The 18,381-nt window shown below is 66.1% G+C and carries 15 protein-coding genes; 11 read left to right on the plus strand and 4 right to left on the minus strand.

Annotated elements, in window-relative coordinates:
• The first annotated feature begins 23 nt into the window (after positions 1-23).
• Positions 24-965 carry a bile acid:sodium symporter family protein gene (locus tag FHR73_RS09120; RefSeq protein WP_183630586.1) on the plus strand — a complete coding sequence of 314 codons (942 nt, stop codon included), beginning with the start codon at positions 24-26 and terminating at the stop codon, positions 963-965.
• Here the strand turns inward: FHR73_RS09120 and FHR73_RS09125 are convergent.
• Entirely contained in the window at positions 915-3,371 is a 2,457-nt protein-coding gene (locus tag FHR73_RS09125; protein WP_183630588.1) for a bifunctional diguanylate cyclase/phosphodiesterase, read from the minus strand. The two genes, FHR73_RS09120 and FHR73_RS09125, sit on opposite strands and share 51 nt — an antisense overlap.
• A 185-nt stretch (positions 3,372-3,556) precedes the next feature.
• The gene (locus FHR73_RS09130; protein ID WP_183630590.1) at positions 3,557-4,123 is read right to left on the minus strand and encodes a GNAT family N-acetyltransferase; all 567 of its coding nucleotides are present in this window, start codon (positions 4,121-4,123) and stop codon (positions 3,557-3,559) included.
• Between the two features lie 157 nt (positions 4,124-4,280).
• On the opposite strand from FHR73_RS09130, the gene FHR73_RS09135 reads away from it, so the two are divergent.
• The 4 genes from FHR73_RS09135 (at position 4,281) to FHR73_RS09150 (ending at position 10,023) form a co-directional block, all read left to right on the plus strand.
• The gene (locus tag FHR73_RS09135; protein ID WP_183630597.1) at positions 4,281-7,751 is read left to right on the plus strand and encodes a NahK/ErcS family hybrid sensor histidine kinase/response regulator; all 3,471 of its coding nucleotides are present in this window, start codon (positions 4,281-4,283) and stop codon (positions 7,749-7,751) included.
• A gap of 567 nt (positions 7,752-8,318) precedes the next feature.
• On the plus strand, positions 8,319-9,197 hold the full coding sequence (gene rfbD, locus FHR73_RS09140) for a dTDP-4-dehydrorhamnose reductase (RefSeq protein ID WP_183630599.1): 879 nt from the start codon (positions 8,319-8,321) through the stop codon (positions 9,195-9,197).
• A gap of 97 nt (positions 9,198-9,294) precedes the next feature.
• Positions 9,295-9,576, plus strand: coding sequence for a DUF3509 domain-containing protein (locus FHR73_RS09145; protein ID WP_064306571.1), 282 nt, complete (start codon positions 9,295-9,297; stop codon positions 9,574-9,576).
• Between the two features lie 15 nt (positions 9,577-9,591).
• On the plus strand, positions 9,592-10,023 hold the full coding sequence (locus FHR73_RS09150) for a hypothetical protein (protein ID WP_260175669.1): 432 nt from the start codon (positions 9,592-9,594) through the stop codon (positions 10,021-10,023).
• Between the two features lie 124 nt (positions 10,024-10,147).
• On the opposite strand, the gene FHR73_RS09155 is transcribed toward FHR73_RS09150, so the two are convergent.
• Positions 10,148-10,435, minus strand: a complete 288-nt coding sequence (locus tag FHR73_RS09155) for a DUF3509 domain-containing protein (RefSeq protein WP_007159080.1) — start codon at positions 10,433-10,435, stop codon at positions 10,148-10,150.
• 350 nt (positions 10,436-10,785) lie between these two features.
• On the opposite strand from FHR73_RS09155, the gene FHR73_RS09160 reads away from it, so the two are divergent.
• The 6 genes from FHR73_RS09160 (at position 10,786) to FHR73_RS09185 (ending at position 17,264) form a co-directional block, all read left to right on the plus strand.
• Positions 10,786-11,181, plus strand: a complete 396-nt coding sequence (locus FHR73_RS09160) for a YqjD family protein (RefSeq protein ID WP_183630601.1) — start codon at positions 10,786-10,788, stop codon at positions 11,179-11,181.
• Positions 11,182-11,196: 15 nt separating this feature from the next.
• Positions 11,197-11,589 carry a phage holin family protein gene (locus FHR73_RS09165; protein ID WP_133859534.1) on the plus strand — a complete coding sequence of 131 codons (393 nt, stop codon included), beginning with the start codon at positions 11,197-11,199 and terminating at the stop codon, positions 11,587-11,589.
• Complete coding sequence (locus tag FHR73_RS09170; protein WP_183630603.1) at positions 11,586-11,927, plus strand: hypothetical protein; 342 nt, start codon at positions 11,586-11,588, stop codon at positions 11,925-11,927. Before FHR73_RS09165 ends, FHR73_RS09170 begins: the two co-directional genes overlap by 4 nt.
• Positions 11,928-12,026: 99 nt before the next feature.
• Positions 12,027-13,205, plus strand: a complete 1,179-nt coding sequence (locus FHR73_RS09175) for an EAL domain-containing protein (protein WP_183630605.1) — start codon at positions 12,027-12,029, stop codon at positions 13,203-13,205.
• A gap of 94 nt (positions 13,206-13,299) precedes the next feature.
• A complete protein-coding gene (locus FHR73_RS09180) occupies positions 13,300-14,631 on the plus strand; it encodes a deoxyguanosinetriphosphate triphosphohydrolase (RefSeq protein WP_007159085.1) in 1,332 nt (443 codons plus the stop codon).
• Positions 14,632-14,642: 11 nt separating this feature from the next.
• The gene (locus tag FHR73_RS09185; protein ID WP_183630607.1) at positions 14,643-17,264 is read left to right on the plus strand and encodes a ligase-associated DNA damage response DEXH box helicase; all 2,622 of its coding nucleotides are present in this window, start codon (positions 14,643-14,645) and stop codon (positions 17,262-17,264) included.
• Here the strand turns inward: FHR73_RS09185 and FHR73_RS09190 are convergent.
• Complete coding sequence (locus tag FHR73_RS09190) at positions 17,218-18,069, minus strand: S1 RNA-binding domain-containing protein (RefSeq protein WP_183630609.1); 852 nt, start codon at positions 18,067-18,069, stop codon at positions 17,218-17,220. The genes FHR73_RS09185 and FHR73_RS09190 overlap by 47 nt on opposite strands.
• Positions 18,070-18,381: the final 312 nt, after the last annotated feature.

The raw sequence follows: 18,381 nt of genomic DNA on the forward strand, positions 1-18,381 counted from the left end.
GCCTACCTGAAAAGGAGTTTGCCATGCGTGCCCTGGCCGCCTTCAGCCGTTTCGTCGGCAATACCTTCGCCTTCTGGGTGCTGCTCGCCGCCCTGCTGGCGTTCTTCGCCCCCGCGGTGTTCAAGCCGCTGAGCGTGGCCATCGTGCCGCTGCTGGGGGTGATCATGTTCGGCATGGGCCTGACGCTCAAGGTCGAGGATTTCGCCGCCGTCGGCCGCCACCCCTGGCGGGTGCTGCTGGGCGTGGTGGCCCACTTCGTCATCATGCCGGGCGTGGCCTGGGCGCTCTGTCAGCTGTTCCACCTGCCGCCGGAGATCGCCGTCGGCGTCATCCTGGTCGGTTGCTGCCCCAGCGGCACGGCGTCCAACGTTATGACCTGGCTGGCCAAGGGCGACTTGGCGCTGTCGGTCGCCATCGCCGCGGTGACCACCCTGCTCGCCCCCTTGCTGACCCCGGCGCTGATCTGGCTGCTGGCCTCTACCTGGCTGCCGATCTCCTTTGGCGGGCTGTTCTGGTCGATCCTGCAGGTGGTGCTGCTGCCCATCGCCCTGGGCCTGGTCGCCCAGCGCCTACTCGGCCATCGCGTCGGCGCCTTGGTCGAGGTGCTGCCGCTGGCCTCGGTGGTGAGCATCGTGGTGATCGTCGCCGCGGTGGTGGCCGCCAGCCAGGCGCGCATCGCCGAATCCGGGCTGCTGATCATGGCGGTGGTGATCCTGCACAACGGCTTCGGCTTCTTGCTCGGCTATCTCACCGGCAAGTTCTGCAAGCTGCCGGTGGCCCAGCGCAAGTCCCTGGCGCTGGAAGTCGGCATGCAGAATTCCGGGCTCGGCGCCGCCCTGGCCACGGCGCATTTCTCACCGCTGGCCGCGGTCCCCAGCGCCCTGTTCAGCGTCTGGCACAATATCTCCGGGGCGCTACTGGCGACCCTCTTCCGTCGCTTCAAGGACGACGACGCGCGTCCCTGAGGCCTCGTGCCACACCTGCCGGACCAGCGCCTGGCAGGTGGCTTCGGTAAAGGGCTGCGGCCGGGCGATGCCGTAGCCCTGGGCATAGTCGACCCCCAGGGCGGCCAGCGCCGCCACCACCGCCGCATTTTCGGCGAATTCGGCGATGGTCTTCTTGCCGGTGAGATGGCCGAGCTGGTTGATCGCCTCGACCATGGCGCTGTCCACGGCGTCCTCCAGGAGGTGACGGACAAAGCTGCCGTCGATCTTCAGGTAGTCCACCGGCAGGTGCTTGAGGTAGGTGAAGGACGACATCCCGGCGCCGAAGTCATCCAGCGAGAATCTCACCCCCAGGCCACGCAACTCGTCCATGAACAGCCGCGCCGCATCCAGATTGGCCACCGCGCTGGTCTCGGTGATCTCGAAGCAGATCCGCGTTGGCGCGATCTGCCAGCGCTGCAGTTGCTGCCTGACGAAATCCGCCAGGCCCGCCGCGCCCAGCGAATGTCCGGACAGGTTGATGGCCAGGGTGTCGAGCAACCCGTCGGGCAATTCGGCGAAACGTGCCAGGGCCGCGGCGATCACCCAGCGATCCAGGTCGGGCATCAGCCCATAGCGTTCGGCGGCCGGGATGAAGGCACCCGGCGCGATCAGCCGCTCGCCCTCCTCCAGCCGCATCAGCACCTCCACATGGCGATCCGCGACGGTCTCCTGACCCAGACCCAGGATCGGCTGGACGTACAGGCGGAAGCGGTCCTCGGCCAGCGCCCGGTGCAGGCGCTGCACCCAGGCCATCTCGCCATGGCGCTGGTCCAGCTCCACATCGCCCGGGGCGAAGACCTGGATGCGATTGCGCCCCTTGTCCTTGGCCGCGTAGCAGGCCAGGTCCGCCAGGCGCAGCGCCTCCTCGGGCGCCAGGGCCTGACCGCCCAGGTGCACCACGCCGATGCTCAGACCGACGCGAAAGCCCTGCCCGGCCGCTTCGAACTGCAGGGTACCCACGCAGCAGCGCAGGCGCTCGGCGACCGCCTCGACCTGCGCGGGCGTACGGTTTTCCAGCAGCACGCCGAATTCATCGCCGCCCAGGCGCGCCAGGCAATCGTCCTCGCCCAGCTGCTGACCGAGCAATTCGCACAGCTGGCGCAACAGGCGATCGCCATGGAAATGGCCGGAGGTGTCGTTGACGATCTTGAACTGGTCCAGATCGATGAACAGCAGCGAGGCACAGGCCAGGTCCTCGCGCGCCAGCAGGCGCTCCAGCCGGGTCTCGAATTCGCGGCGATTGACCAGACCGGTGAGGGCATCGTGACTGGCCTGCCAGGCCAGATCGTGCAGAAAGGCACGCTCGCGGGTCTGGTCGTGCATCACCAGCACCACCCCGGTGCCGGATTCGTCCCGCGGCAGCGTGGTCACCGTCAGGGCCACCGGCACCCGAGTGCCGTCGACGCGCACCAGCTGGTGCGCCTGGGGCTCGTCGCCCGCCAGCCAGTCCTGGCTGCGCAAGCGCTCGGCTAGCGGTCGGGTCGACGCCGGCTGATCCTCGGTCTGGATGTCGAACAGGTGGGTAACGGGCGTGCCCGCGGCCAGCCCCGGCCGCGCCAGCAGCCGTTCCGCCGCCGGGTTGTGATAGAGCAGCCGCCCCTGGGCATTCAGCGCCAGTACCGCATCGCCGAGGGACGCCAGGATGACCTGGATATGTTCCTTTTCAGCCTGCAGCGCCTGCTCGGAGCGCCAGCGCTGCTGCACCAGGCTGTGCATGCGCCAGAGGGCCAGCAGCACCAGCAAGGCGCCGACCAGGACGTTGGCGATGAACAAGGCCGCTACCAGTTGGCGGGACGCCACCCCCAGGCGCTCCGAGAAGGCCACCGTTTCCGGCATCATCCGGTCGTGCAGATCCAGCAGCTGCCGTTTCAGCGGAATCAGCGCCGGCCCCGGCCCCTGCAGCTTGATCAACTCGAAGCCTGTTCGCGCCAGGGCCTGAAATTCGTCCATGTAGGGATCGGTGATCTGCCAGCGGGCGATCACTCCCTCGAAGGGCTCCACATGACGGGCCATCTGGAAGAGCGCGATAAGACCGTCGATGTCGTCCGGGCTGTTGCCGGCCAAGCGCAGCAGCCGCGCCGCTTCGGCTCGGGAGCCGGCGCCATCGAGCTCCTGTCGCGCCGCCCGATCGAGATCGTTGACGCTGATGGACGCGAGATAGGCGTGATAGAACTCGGGACGCCCTTCATCCAGATAGGCGCCGAGCGACAGCATGGCGTTGCCTAGGCTCTTGCTCCACAGGCTTTCCGCAGAAACATAGGCGCGCACCGTCGACAGCAGTTGCAGGCTGACGATGGCGACCAGCGCCTGGCAGGACAGGATGATGACGAAGGGCCAGACGACCCGTAGCGTACGCAGCGCAGAGGAAGGCGACAGTGAAGACATACAGCGATCCGCAAAAGGAGACAGGCGAATTCTTGCCATTGAGCAGGCATGTCGGCCGTTTCGCGGAAAACTGTTGGTCTGGAAAACAGCGGCGCTGGATTACCGGCGCCAAACAAGCGACATAGACAGCCTCAGGCCATGCCGCTGCCGGAGGCTGCCGACGAACGGTAAGCCAAAGGCCACGGCTAGTTGAAGGACGCCTCCAGCCGCGCCTTCACCTCGGGCCATTCGCGATCGGTGATGCTGTACATCACGGTGTCGTCGAGCCGGCCATCCGCCAGCCGGCGATGATGACGCAGCAGCCCTTCGCGAACCGCGCCCAGCTTCCCGATGGCCGCCTGGGATCGGAGATTGGTCGCGGCGGTCTTGAGCTGCACGCGCACCAGCTGCCAGTGCTCGAAGGCATGGCGCAGCATCAGGTACTTGATGTTGCCGTTGAGTCCGCTGCCATGCTGCTCGCTGTCGAGCCAGGTCCAGCCGATCTCGGCGGCGGGGAGTGCCGGCAGGAAGTCGGCGAAGCGGGTGGTGCCCACCAGCCGGTCTGCGATGCGCACGGCGAAGGGCAAGGCGCGCCCCTCGCGCTGCTCGGCCAGCGCCTGGCGATACCAGTCCGGACGCAGGGGCCCGCTCAGGTAGTGCAGCGCTTCGCGATTGCGCTCGGCCAGGCTGACCAGCTCCAGCACGTCACCTTCCGCCAGGGGGTCCAGGCGCAGCGCACCACGTTGCAGGGAAATGGGCTGCGCTTGGAACATGACGGTCTCTCTCGCTTGAATCAGCCCGCAAACCTAACAGGGCCAGCCGTCCGGCTCAACCCACGGCGCCCCTCCACGCGCCGGAACTGACGTCTGGCGGCCCAAGGTGCGACACTTTGTCCGGGCGCGATGGGCGCCTGGAATGTCTGGAGTCGCCATGTCCCTGCCCAGCGGACTGATTATCACCGTTACCCTCGGCTATCTCGCCCTGCTGTTCGCCATCGCCTTCTACGGCGACCGCCGGCCACCGCTCAGGCCACGCCTGCGGGCCTGGGTCTACAGCCTGTCGCTGGCCGTCTACTGCACCAGCTGGACCTTCTTCGGCGCGGTCGGCCAGGCTGCCGATCAGCTCTGGTCCTTCCTGCCCATCTATCTGGGCCCCATTCTCTTCCTGCTGCTCGCGCCGCAACTGGTCAAGAAGATGGTGCTGATCAGCAAAAAGGAAAACATCACCTCCATCGCCGACTTCATCGCCTCCCGCTACGGCAAGTCCCAGACCCTGGCCATCGTGGTCGCGCTGATCTGCCTGGTCGGCGTCCTGCCCTACCTGGCGCTGCAGCTCAAGGGCATCGTCATCGGCGTCAACCTGCTGACCGGCATCAATGCCGAGTCCCTGAGCACCCGCGCCCAGGACACCGCGCTGTTCGTCTCCCTGGTGCTGGCGGTCTTCGCCATTCTCTTCGGCACCCGCAACCTGGACGTCACCGAGCACCATCGCGGCATGATGCTGGCGATCGCCTTCGAATCCCTGGTCAAGCTCGCCGCCTTCATCGCCGTCGGCCTCTGGGTCACCTATGGCCTGCACGACGGCTTCGCCGATCTGCTGACCCGTTCGCAGCAGGCACCGCAACTGCAGGAATACTGGCGCGAGACGCTGGACTGGCCGGGCCTGCTGATCCAGACCGGCGTGGCCTTCATCGCCGTGATGTGCCTGCCGCGCCAGTTCCATGTCACGGTGGTGGAAAACACCGATACCCGGGACGTCAACCTGGCGCGCTGGGTGTTTCCGCTCTACCTGGCGCTGGCCGCCCTGTTCGTCATCCCCATCGCCCTGGCCGGCCAACTGCACCTGCCCGGCGGCGTGCTGCCGGACTCCTTCGTCATCAGCCTGCCGCTGGCCCAGGAGCGTCCCTGGCTGGCCTTGCTGGCCTTCCTGGGCGGTGCCTCGGCCGCCACCGGCATGGTGATCGTCGCCTGCGTCGCGCTCTCCACCATGATCTCCAACGACATCGTCCTGCCCTGGCTGCTCAAGCGCCGGGGCCAGGTCGAGAGTCCCCATGCGGTGTTCAGCCACTGGATGCTCACGGTGCGCCGCGCCAGCATCGTGGTCATCCTGGTCCTGGCCTATTGCAGCTATCGCCTGCTGGGCTCCAATGCCAGCCTGGCCACCATCGGCCAGATCGCCTTCGCCGCCATCGCCCAGCTCGGACCGGCCATGGTCGGGGCGTTGTTCTGGAAGGCCGCCAATCGCCGGGGTGTCTTTGCCGGCCTCACCGCCGGGGCACTGCTCTGGGGCTACCTGATGGTGCTGCCGGTGGTGGCCAGCAGTCTGCAGTGGCCATTGCACGCCTTTCCCGGCCTCGCCTGGTTCGAGCAACCCGCGGGGGAGCGGACGCTGCAACCGACCACGGTCGGCGCCCTGGTCTCCCTGGCCGGCAACTTCCTGCTGTTCGCCCTGGTGTCGCTGCTCTCGCGCACCCGGGTCTCGGAGTACTGGCAAGCCGGGCGCTTCATCGCCCAGTACGCCCTGCCCCGGCCGCGCAATCGCGCCCTGCTGGCGGTCAAGCTGGAGGACCTGCGGCTGCTCGCCGCCCGCTTCGTCGGCGACGAGCGCGCGCGCCTGAGCTTCAGCCGCTTCGCCGAGCAGAGCGGCCTGACCTATCACCCCGCGATGAATGCCAACAGCGAATGGATCGCCCAGACCGAGCGCCTGCTGGCCGGGGTGATCGGAGCCTCCTCGGCGCGCGCCGTGGTCAAGGCCGCCATCGAAGGCCGCGACATGCAGGTCGACGACGTGGTGCGCATCGCCGACGAGGCCTCGGAGGTGCTGGAATTCAACCGGGCGCTGCTGCAGGGCGCCATCGAGAATATCTCCCAGGGCCTCAGCGTGGTCGACCAGTCGCTGCGCCTGGTGGCCTGGAACCAGCGCTACCTGGAGCTGTTCGACTATCCCGACGGCATGATCCAGGTCGGTCGGCCCATCGCCGAAATCATCCGCTACAACGCCCTGCGCGGCCTCTGCGGACCGGGCGATCCCGACGAGCACGTGGCCCGGCGGGTGGAGCGGATGCGCCAGGGCATTCCCCACACCTCGGAACGCACCTTTCCCAATGGCCGGGTGATCGAGCTGATCGGCAGTCCCATGCCCGGGCGCGGTTTCGTGATGAGCTTTACCGACATCACCGCCTTCCGCGAGGCCGAGCGCGCCCTGCGCGAAGCCAACGAGGGACTGGAGCAGCGCGTCGAGGAACGCACCCGCGAACTGTCCCAGCTCAACCAGGCGCTGGAGGAAGCCAAGGCCCATGCGGAAGCGGCCAACCAGTCCAAGAGTCGCTTCCTTACCGCGGTCAGCCATGACCTGATGCAGCCGCTGAGCGCCGCCCGCCTGTTCACCGCCGCCCTCGCCCACCAGGACGGCCTGGCCCAGGAAGCCCAGGAACTGGTGCGCAACATGGACAGCGCCCTGAGATCCAGCGAGGACCTGATCGCCGACCTGCTGGACATCTCGCGACTGGAGAACGGCCGCATCCTGGCCACGCCGGCCCCCTTCTCCCTGGCCACCCTGTTCGAGGCCCTGGGCGTCGAATTCAAGGCCCTGGCGCAGAATCAGGGCACCAGCCTGCGCATCCGCAGCAGTCGGCTGGTGGTCAACAGCGACAGCAAGTTGCTGCGGCGGGTGCTGCAGAACTTCCTCACCAATGCCCTGAGATACGCCCATGGCCGGGTACTGCTCGGCGTACGCCGCCAGGGCGAGAGCGTGAGCCTGGAGGTCTGGGACAGCGGCCCCGGCATCCCGGCGGACAAGCTGGAGCTGATCTTCGAGGAATTCAAGCGCCTGGACAGCCACCAGACCCGCGCGGAAAAGGGCCTGGGCCTGGGTCTGGCGATCGCCGACCGCCTCTGCCGGGTGCTGGATCACGAACTCTCGGTACGCTCCTGGCCGGGTCATGGCAGCGTCTTCAGCGTCAAGGTGCCCCTGGCGCCCGCCCTCGCCATCCAGGCGGCGGCCGCCAGCGAAGCCGCCCAGCCGCTGGCCGGCGATCCGGTGCTGTGCATCGACAACGAAGACAGCATCCTGCTCGGCCTGCGCAGTCTGCTGGGCCGCTGGGGCTGCCAGGTCTGGACCGCGCGCAGTCGCGAGGAATGCGCGGCCCTGCTCGCCCAGGGCGTGGTGCCGCGGCTGCTCATCGTCGACTACCACCTGAGCGATGCCGACACCGGCCCGGATGTCGCCGAGTGGATTCGCCAGGTCCTGGGTCAGGACATCCCCGGCATCGTCATCAGTGCCGATGGCCGTCCGGAATGCCTGGACCGGGTGCGCCAGGCGCGCCTGGATTTCCTGCCCAAACCGGTCAAGCCGGCTTCGCTGCGCGCCTTGCTGAGTCGGCAACTGGCCCTCTCCGGTTGAGGGAACACACAGGTGGCAGGGCAAGGCCTCGACTGACCTTTCGTTCAGCGCCGATTAAGGTTGCCGGAGGCCAGCGACACGGAACAATCCACAGCTTCTGTTGATAACTTTGTTGAAAACATGGTGGAAAAGAACCCGGAGCCTTGCTCTGCGGGCCCCCCAAACAAGTTGGTCATTTTTTAATCACTTTGATAAGTTCAACGTAATCAACAACTTAATTCAAAAGCAGGATTTTCGGCAGGGAAAACTCCGGTCCAGACAGGGCTTGACAAGCGCTAGCACAACTTGTGCACAACTCTAGGTAAAAATGACCAACGGATACCCTGGAGCCGTCGCATAATTGTCAAGTATTCGTGAAACAAATTTTTTCGAGCCGTCCGGGAGGCCGTATCGGGAGGCGGGCCGCAGGCTAGAGCCGACAGCTGCGGCCATACGCAGGCCAAAGGCTAGCCTTGTCCTCTGCCGGTCATCGGGTAGACTGCCTGCTTTTGCTCAGGGCTGTCGTGGCGACGCCCAACCTGTCAATCAGGCATGGACGCGCCAGCCCTTCTGGAATAGCTCAGTCACATGAACGTCTTCATCGCGGGTCAACACGGCCAACTTTCTCAGGCGCTGCAACAACTGCTGGCCGCCAAGGCCCAGGTAACCGTCATCGGCCGTGCCCAGGTGGATTTCACCCAGCTGGAGGCCCTTCATGAACGCGTCCTGGCCGCGAAGCCCGACGTCATCATCAATGCCGCCGCCTATACTGCCGTGGACGCCGCCGAGAGCGATCCCCAGACCGCCACCCTGATCAACGAGCGGGTGCCCGAGGTCTTCGCCCGGGCCGCCCAGCAGCTCGGCATCCCCCTGGTCCACTACTCCACCGACTACGTCTTCGATGGCAGCAAGGACGGTCGTTATCGGGAAGAGGATCCGACCTGCCCGCTCAATGTCTATGGCCGGACCAAGCTGGCCGGCGAGAACGCCGTGCGCGAACACGCCGAGCGTCATCTCATCCTGCGCACCAGCTGGGTCTATTCCTGGCAGGGCAACAACTTCCTGCGCACCATGGTGCGCCTGCTCAGCGAGCGCGACGAACTGAACATCGTCGACGACCAGATCGGCGCCCCCACCTGGACCCGCACCATCGCCGCCGCCACCGACCGCCTGCTGGCCCACAGCGGCAGGGACGAACTCTGGGGCACCTATCACCTGACCGCCAACGGCACCACCTCCTGGTTCGGATTCGCCGAGCAGATCGCCCAGCGCCTGCGCGAGACCGGTCAGCTGAAGGCCCGCCTCAATCCCATCCCCAGCAGTTCCTATCCCACCCCGGCCCATCGCCCCATCAATTCCCGGCTGTCCACCGAAAAGCTGGCAGCGGTGCTGGGCGAGCCGCTACCCGACTGGCAAGCGGCTTTCGGCCAGTGCTGGAGCGAGCGCGAACTTCAGGTGAGCGGCTGAAACGGGCCGTCGGTCATACTTCTGGGATCTGCTCCAGAACTACCCCAGCCTCTCGAAGTCAATGGCACTGACCCCGCTCACGCCAGTCAGGTACGTCATGGACAACCCTTTCCAACTCATCGCCGCGGCTTTCGAGCATGACTTCCGGGTCAATTTCCGGATCGAGCGCCTCGACGGCAGCGTCAGCCTGACGCTGTCCGACGACAGTGGCGTCAAGGTCAAGCGGTTGATCAGCAAGCAGCAATTGCATGACCATACCCGCCTCGCGCGATTGATCGACAGCATCCGGCTGGGTATCGCCATCGACGAAGGTCATGGCGTCACGGCCTTGCTGGCAGGTGGCAGCGGCACCGTGAATCGTCTGACCGTCGCGAACTGAGCAGGAAGCAGCACTATGCACACCATGGAAGGCGTCAGCGGCAGCCCGCTACAGGGCCCAAGTCCGGTCACCTTGCTCGATGGCCTGGCGGCGGCGGATTCGCTCATCCCACGCGCCTCGCTGTACCAGCTCACCTGCGCCCGTCTCGACGAGCAGCTGGCGCCGCTCAAGGTCTGGCCGACCCTGCCGGATCGTACCGGGCGCTTTTCCTTTACCTTGCTGGATCGCTGCGGACGCATCCTCTACCGCTCGCCGACCTTGCGTCAGGCGCTGTATCGGGAAGAGGAACTGCTCAATGGTGTGATCGCCAGTGCGCGGCTGGCTGCCGTGCAAGCCGGACAGGGCTTTCCGTCCTGGGGTGTGGTGGACGTCGCCTGCCCCATGTATGAGCTGCCTGTCACCCAACTCCCCTGTGCGGGATGTCGGCTGCTGAAGTGCAAGAGCTGAGAGAAGCCTTGCGGATAAATCGTTAACTGCTTGTTTATCATCTTTAAGTCTTCAACGTTCGAGACTAACGAATGCCAGGCATCCGTACTGCAAGTCTCGCGCTGAAGCGTTCTGCGCCGAGTCGTTACTCGGAATATCTCAGCATGTTGGCGCCCGTGGCCCGCAGCACCGCCATGGATTGCGGCGCCAGTGCGCCGGCCCGCAGCGATACGTCCTTGCGAACCTCGTCGATTACCGTTTTCAGCAGCTGGCTCTCGCCCAGTTGCCGGGCGCTGACCACCCGGTTGACCCGTGCGTCGTCACACTGCTGATCCTGCACCGTCAGCACAATACTGCCATCAGGGCGAGGCGCCGTGACCGAGCATTTATAAGTACTGAAAGCGGCAGTCAGTCTATCTATGGCGTTTTCCATTCTTCCCCCTCTTATTTGTCTAGAAGTGCATGGACGATCAAATACGACCCAACTGACAGTGATAGAAACAGCAAAGTTCTTGCGCTCTACTTGAATAAGACGAGCAATGGCGCTAGTGGCCGATTTTGTGAGCCAGCTCTTCTAATTGGCTTTTGCTGCGGAACTTTCAGCGAGGCAAAGTCGATAAGGTATGACCATTCATCCGCGTTGGTGGTCGTTTGGGTCCCTTTCTCCCAGCCCTGTAAAGGTGGCTGCAGAGCGCCCTCGGCACTCCGACCGGTGGAACCTTTGCTTCCGGCGCTCACTCGAAAGGGCTGAAACGGATACCCATCGCCTACCAGGAGCGCGCCATGAACGACAAAACCCCTCCCGTGATCAAAGACGAGCTTGCCGCTGACATCGATGAGCAGGCACACAAGCAGAACGCTGACCGGGTCCGTCGTCATCTGGGCGAGGCCGAGCAGGCACTGACCGACGAATTCCACACCCTGCTGGCGGACGCCGAGCATCTGCTCAAGCACACCGCCAGCATGGCCGGTGAGCAGGCGGACGAATTGCGCGCCAAGTTGAGCTCCAGTCTGGAGCGCTCCCGCGACGTGCTCAAGACCAAGCAGGACGACCTCTATCGCCAGGGTGTCGCAGCCAAGGAAACCACGGAGGAATACGTGGTCGACAACCCCTTCAAGGCCCTCGGCATCGCGGCTGGCGTCGGCTTCCTGATCGGTCTGCTGGCCTCGCGCCGCTAAGCCTGGGGGACTACCATGGACACCTCCTCTCCTCCACGGGAGTTGCCTGACGAGGCGCCCAAGCCATCGGTCAAGCGCCTCGCCGGCGCGGTGGTAGGACTGCTGCAGAGTCACCTGGAACTGCTGGGCATCGAGGTTCAAGAAGAGAAGGTTCGCACCTTCCAGCTGTTCCTCTTTACCGGCCTGAGCCTGATCTTCGGCTTGCTGGTGCTGGTCGGCGTCTCGGCGGCAGTCATCATCGCCTTCTGGGATACCTACCGCATGGCCGCCACGCTGGGTCTGTGCGCCTTCTATGCCGTGGCGCTGGTGATCTGCATCCTGCGGGCCCTGAGCCTGGTCAAGGGCGCAGCGCCCTTCCATGCCACCCTGGAAGAACTCAATCGCAACCGGGAGCGCCTACTGCCATGAACCAGCCGCTTACCTCTGCCACTAGCCAGGCGAAGCGCAAGGAACTGGTCCGGCTGCGCATGGAGATGTATCGCCAGCAGCTGATCTACAACGCCCAGCCCCTGCACAATCCCATCAGCCTCATCGGTGACCTGGTGCGACCGAACCGGGACAAGGTGGCCAACTCGGCGAAGAAGCCGCTGATGCTGGGTGCCACGGTGTTCCTGTCGCTGTTCGGCAAACGCCTTGGCGCGGTGGGCCGCCTGGCACGCATCGGCCTGGCGCTCTACCCGATCGTCAACCGCCTGCAGAATCGCCATCGCGAGCAGGCTGACCACCCGCTGCCGCCGCCGCGCTAGTGGCGTCGTGAAGAATGGCTCCCGCGGGAGCCATTCTGTCATCTGGCACCCTTATCGCATGGTTAAGCTGAATGCTCCGCCAACGATAAGGATAGCCCTGTGTTTTCTGGCCAGCCCACTGCCTTCTTCCAACCCTTCATCGACACCGCGACCGGGCGCATCGCTGGCGTCGAAGCCCTGGGCCGTCTGCGTCAGGCCGATGGCCGCCACCTCTCCGTGGGCCCCCTGTTCGCCGATCCCGACACCCCGACCGCGGAGCTGCTGCAGCTCGACCGCACCCTCAGGGACGATGCGCTGCGGCGCTTCGCCAGCGCGCCGGATGACTGGTTTCTCAGCCTCAACCTCTCGCCGCGCTGGATCAGCCAGCTGGACGATGGCGTCGCCTTGCCCAGCCTGGCGCAATTGCAGCGTTCCGGTATCAACCCGACGCGGATCGTCTACGAGATCACCGAGGCGGCCGGCGATCTGCCGAGCCTGACTCAGGCCGTCGCCCGCTACCGCGAACTCGGCATCCGCATCGCCATCGACGATTTCGGTTCCGGCTATTCGCAGCTGGATCGGGTACTGGATCTGCAGCCGGACATCCTCAAGCTGGACATGCGGCTGTTCCAGGCCGCCGCGCGGGGTGGCCCGCGGGGCGACGCGGTCAAGGCGTTGGCGCAGATGGCCGAAAAGACCGGCTGCTGGCTGATCGCCGAGGGTGTCGAAACCGAGACCGAACTCGACTTTGCCCTGGAGTGCGGCGCCCGCTACGTCCAGGGCTTTCTCTTCGCCGAGGCCACCGCCGAGATGGGCGCGAGCGACAGCCATCAGCAACGCTTCGCCGCGCTGCGCAGCCGCTTCGTCGATGGCAAGCTGGCCCAGCAGACGCGCTTGCTGGAGCTGCGCCAGCAACTCACCGAATTCGTCACCCAGCTCAAGCCCTGGGCGGAACACGGCGGCCCTCTGAGCGCCCTGCCCGATCCCCAGGCCTTTCCCGGACTGCTGCGCATCTACCAGTGCGACCGCGCCGGTACCCAGATCACCCCGAATCTGGAATGGAACGGCATGTTCTGGCGCGAAAATCGCCGCTATCTCAATCACAACTGGTCCTGGAGACCCTATTTCTACGCCCTGCTGGCCGAAGGCTGGAACGAGCGCCGCCTGGCGCTTTCGACGGTCTACCGCGACGCCACCACCAACCAGTACTGCCTGACCGCCAGCCAGTTCCTGGAAAGCGGTCAGCGCCTGCTGCTGATCGACCTGGACGCCAGCCAATTGCCGGGCTTTGCCAAGTAAGCGGTGATGATCGTATGTTGCCGAGGTCAGAACGCAGAAGCGCCGAACGGCAACCGCCGGCGCTCCCCTTATCGGTGATAGCTCGAGGACGGCCTTGGACTGGCAGACACTTCTTATCCGCGAACGGCTGGGCAAACCCCTGCACAGCCCGGATGAACTGGGGCGCAGCCCCTTTCACAAGGACCACGACCGCATCATCTTTTCCGGCGCCTTCCGCCGGCTGGGGCGCAAGACCCAGGTTCACCCCGTCACCAGCAACGATCATATCCACACCCGCCTGACCCACAGCCTGGAAGTCAGCTGCGTCGGGCGCTCCCTAGGTATGCGCGTGGGCGAGAGCCTGAGAGGCGCCCTGCCCGACTGGTGCGATCCGAGCGATCTCGGCATGGTGGTGCAGTCCGCCTGCCTCGCCCACGACATCGGCAATCCGCCCTTCGGCCACTCCGGCGAAGACGCCATCCGCTACTGGTTCACCCAGGCCGCCGGCCGCGGCTGGCTGGACGACATGAGCGAGGCGGAACGCCAGGACTTCCTGCACTTCGAAGGCAACGCCCAGGGCTTCCGGGTGCTGACCCAGCTCGAATACCACCAGTTCGACGGCGGCACCCGCCTGACCTACGCCACCCTCGGCACCTACCTCAAGTACCCCTGGACCTCGCGCTATGCCGCGGCGCCGGGGTACAAGAAGCACAAGTTCGGCTGCTACCAGAGCGAGCTGCCGCTGCTGGAACAGATCGCCGAGAAACTCGAATTGCCACTGCTGGGCCCGGAGCGCTGGGCACGGCATCCCCTGGTCTATTTGATGGAGGCCGCGGACGACATTTGCTACGGGCTGATCGATCTGGAAGACGGCCTGGAGATGGAGCTGCTGGACTATGCCGAGGTCGAGGCGCTGCTGCTGGGCCTGGTCGGCGACGACCTGCCGGAAACCTATCGGCAACTGGGCCCCAAGGATTCGCGGCGGCGCAAGCTGGCCATCCTGCGCGGCAAGGCCATCGAACACCTGACCAACGCCACCGCCCGCGCCTTCGTCGACCAGCAGGACGCCCTGCTCGCCGGCACCCTGGGCGATGACCTGGTCGAGCACATGGCCGGTCCGGCCAAGCTCTGCGTGCAGCGCGCCAAGGCCCTGGCCCGGGAGAAGATCTTCCACGACAAGCGCAAGACCCTGCACGAGATCGGTGCCTACACCACCCTGGAGATCCTGCTCAACGCCTTCTGTGGCGCCGCCCTGGAGCAGCATCGCGGGCGCGAGCCGTCGTTCAAGAGCCGCCGCATCCTCGACCTGCTGGGCAACAGCGCGCCCGATCCGTCCTGGACCCTGCACCAGGCCTTCATGCGGGTGATCGATTTCATCGCCGGCATGACCGACAGCTACGCCACCGCCATGGCGGCCGAGATGACCGGGCGTTCGAACCCGGTCTAAGGAGCGCCACGATGGCCACCGCACCCCATACGCGCAAGGGCCCTGGCAGTCGCTGGCTGGCCACCCAGGGCTGGAAGGCCTTTCCCTTCCAGCGCGAGGTGGCCAAGGCCATCGCCGCCGGCGAATCCGGTCTGCTGCACGCCACCACCGGCTCGGGCAAGACCTACGCCGTCTGGCTCGCCGCCCTGGACGCCTTCGTCGCGCCCAGGCCGACCACCGCCAAGGGCCTGCCCAGCAAGCGCAAGCAGGCACCACCGCCGCTCACCGTGCTCTGGCTGACACCCATGCGCGCCCTGGCGGCGGACACCCTGCGCGCCCTGGAGCGGCCGGTGCTCGACGAGGAGCTGGAGTGGACCCTGGGCCTGCGTACCGGCGATACCGGCAGCAGTGAGCGCGCCCGGCAGAATCGCCGCCTGCCGACGGCACTGGTGACCACCCCCGAAAGCCTGTCGTTGCTGCTGTCCCGCGAGGACGCCCAGGAAGCCCTGGGCCAGGTTCGCCTGGTGGTCATCGATGAATGGCACGAATTGCTCGGCAACAAGCGTGGCACCCAGACCCAACTCGCCCTGGCCCGTCTGCGTCGCTGGAATCCCGGACTGCAGACCTGGGGCCTCTCGGCCACCCTCGGCAACCAGGCCCATGCGCTGGACGTGCTGCTCGCCGGCGCCCCGGGCCAGCTGGTCCAGGGTCGTCAGGACAAGCGCCTGCAGGTGGACACCCTGCTGCCCGAAGGCGGCGTCGAACGCTTCGCCTGGGCCGGGCACCTGGGCATGCGACTGCTGCAGCAGGTGATCCGCGAACTGGAAGACAGCCCCACCACCCTGGTCTTCACCAACACCCGCGCCCAGACCGAACTCTGGTACCAGGCCCTGCTGCAGGCGCGCCCGGACTGGGCCGGGCTGATCGCCCTGCATCATGGCTCCATCGAGAAGCAGGCTCGCGAATGGGTGGAGGCCGGTCTCAAGAATGGCCAGCTCAAGGCGGTGATCTGCACCTCCAGCCTCGATCTCGGGGTGGACTTCCTGCCAGTGGAGCGGGTACTGCAGATCGGCTCGCCGAAGAGCATCGCCCGCCTGCTGCAACGCGCCGGCCGCAGCGGCCATGCCCCGGGCCGCGCCTCGCGGGCGACCCTGGTGCCCACCTACAGCCTCGACCTGCTAGATGCGGCGGCCACCCGTCGCGCCATCACCGCGGGCGAGATCGAAGCGCGCACGGCCCCGGCCAAGCCCCTGGACGTCCTGGTGCAGCATCTGGTGACCGTCGCCCTGGGTGGCGGCTTCGAACCGGACGACCTGCTACCGGAGATCCGCAGCGCCTGGGCCTATCGCCACCTCAGCGAAGGCGAGTGGATCTGGGCGCTGGCCTTCGTTCGCAACGGGGGCGCCTCGCTGTCGGCCTATCCGGACTATCGCCGTGCCGAGCCCGATGCCGAAGGCATCTGGAGGGTGCCCGACAAGCAGCTGGCCAAGCGGCATCGGCTGGGCATCGGCACCATCGTCAGCGAGACCAGCCTCAATGTGCAGTTCTGGTCCAAGGGCGGCGGCGGCAATCGCCTGGGCAACATCGAGGAAGGCTTCATCGCCCGACTACGCCCGGGCGACCACTTCCTCTTCGCCGGTCGTACCCTGGAACTGGTACGAGTGGAAAACATGACGGTGTACGTGCGCCGTGCCAGCGGGCGCAAGGCCGCCATCCCGCGCTGGAGCGGCAGTCGCATGCCCCTCTCGGATACCCTCGCCCAGCATGTGCTGGCCCTGCTCGAAGATGCCGAGGCGCAGCGCTACGAAAGCCCGGAAATGCGCCTGCTGCAACCTCTGCTGGATGTACAGCGGCAGTGGTCGGCGCTGCCCAGCGCCCATTACCTGCTTGCCGAGACCCTGGAATCCCGCGAAGGCTCGCACCTGTTCCTCTATCCCTTCGCCGGCCGCCATGCCCATCTGGGGCTGGCCAGCCTGCTGGCCTGGCGCCTGGCGCAGCGGCGTCCCTGCACCTTTTCCATCGCCGTCAACGACTACGGCCTGGAACTGGTCTCGCCGGTCAGCCTGGACTGGCAGGAACTGCTCGATGCCAGCCTCTTCACCACCGACAACCTGGTCAGCGATACCCTGGCCAGCCTCAACGCCGCCGAACTCGCCCAGCGTCGCTTTCGCGAGATCGCCCGCATCTCGGGGCTGATCTTTTCCGGCTATCCGGGGGCGCACAAGAGCAACCGCCAGCTGCAGGCCAGCAGCAGCCTCTTCTATCAGGTCTTTCGCCAGTACGACCCGGGCAACCTGCTGCTCGGCCAGGCCCAGACCGAGGTCCTGCGCCAGGAACTCGATGCCGATCGCCTGCAGCAGACCCTGACGCGGACCGGTGCCCTGCCCCTGCGCCTGGTGAATCTGGACCATCCCTCGCCCTTCGCGCTGCCACTCATGGTCGAGCGGTTGCGCGAGAGTCTGAGCTCGGAAAAGCTAGCCGACCGCATCACCCGCCTGGTCGGCGATCTGGAACGCGAAGCCGGGCCGGACGAGCGAGCACGCGCCTTCGATCCCGAATCCCTGGTGCAACCCAGCCATGACAGCGATCTGACGCCCCGCCGTGGCGCTACTGCGCGGCGTCCTCGCGTACAGAAATCCGGTCGTCCTCGATAACGATCCGGCCCTGGCGATAGAGATGGCCGATGGCCTTCTTGAAGTTGCCCTTGCTGACGCCGAACAACTGGTGGATCAGGGCTGGCGGACTGCTGTCGCTGAGCTCCAGCACCCCACCGCGCGCCTTGGCCAGGCTGATGATCTGCTCGGCGAGATCGGCGCCCGCGGCGGCTCCCTGGGCCTGCAGGGTCAGGCTGATCTTGCCGTCCGCCCGTATCTCGCGAATGAAGCCGCGCTCGCGCTGCCCCAGGCGCAACGGCTTGAAGGCCTCGTTGCGATGCACCAGGCCCCAGTGCTTGTTGTCGACGATCACCTTGTAGCCGAGGTCGGTCTGTTCGACGACCAGCAGCGGCACCGGCTGGCCGACCTTGTAGCGCGGCGGATCGCGATCCAGGTAGCGATCCAGGCGTGCGGTGGCGACGATGCGCCGGGTGCGGGCATCCAGGTGCACGTGCACCACGCAATGGTCGCCCACCTGCAGCGGACGCTTCTCTTCCGAGTGCGGCAGCAGCAGGTCCTTGGGCAGGCCCCAGTCGAGGAAGATCCCCACCCGGCCAACCTCCACCACCCGCAGACTGGCGAAACCGCCGACCTGCACCTTCGGCTTCTCGGTGGTGGCGATCAGGCGGTCTTCGCTGTCCAGATAGAGGAAGACGTTGAGCCAGTCGCCTTCGGCGCAGGGTTCGTCCCGCGGCGCATAGCGACGCGGCAGCAGCACCTCGCCGTCATTGCCGGCATCCAGGAACAGACCGATGGGGGTGTTGCGCAAAATCTGCAAGCTGTTGAAGCGACCCAACAAGGCCATGAACGGAGACTCCTGTAGAAAGCGGTCCATTTTACCGCGATCATCGAGGCCACTGCTTGGTCGCCAGCCTGCATCACCGAAAAGGTCGCTCGGCGGCACGCGCAGAGCTGATGGCGGCACGGCAGGGCTCGTGTGACGAGCCTCGACCCGACCTGACGTGATACCTGCCCCGCTCCGCGCTGGGAGTTGCCGAAGCCCCACCTGTGCTGCCTAGAACCGAAGCATCAGGTCATGGCGGATAGCGGCTGCTGGCGGCCTGGAACCACTGCCTGAGGGGAAGCCGCCCATGCTCGAGCGAGAGGTCCGCGCCTG

The sequence above is a fragment of the Pseudomonas sp. AS2.8 genome, from assembly GCF_014190935.1.
Lineage (GTDB): Bacteria > Pseudomonadota > Gammaproteobacteria > Pseudomonadales > Pseudomonadaceae > Chryseomonas.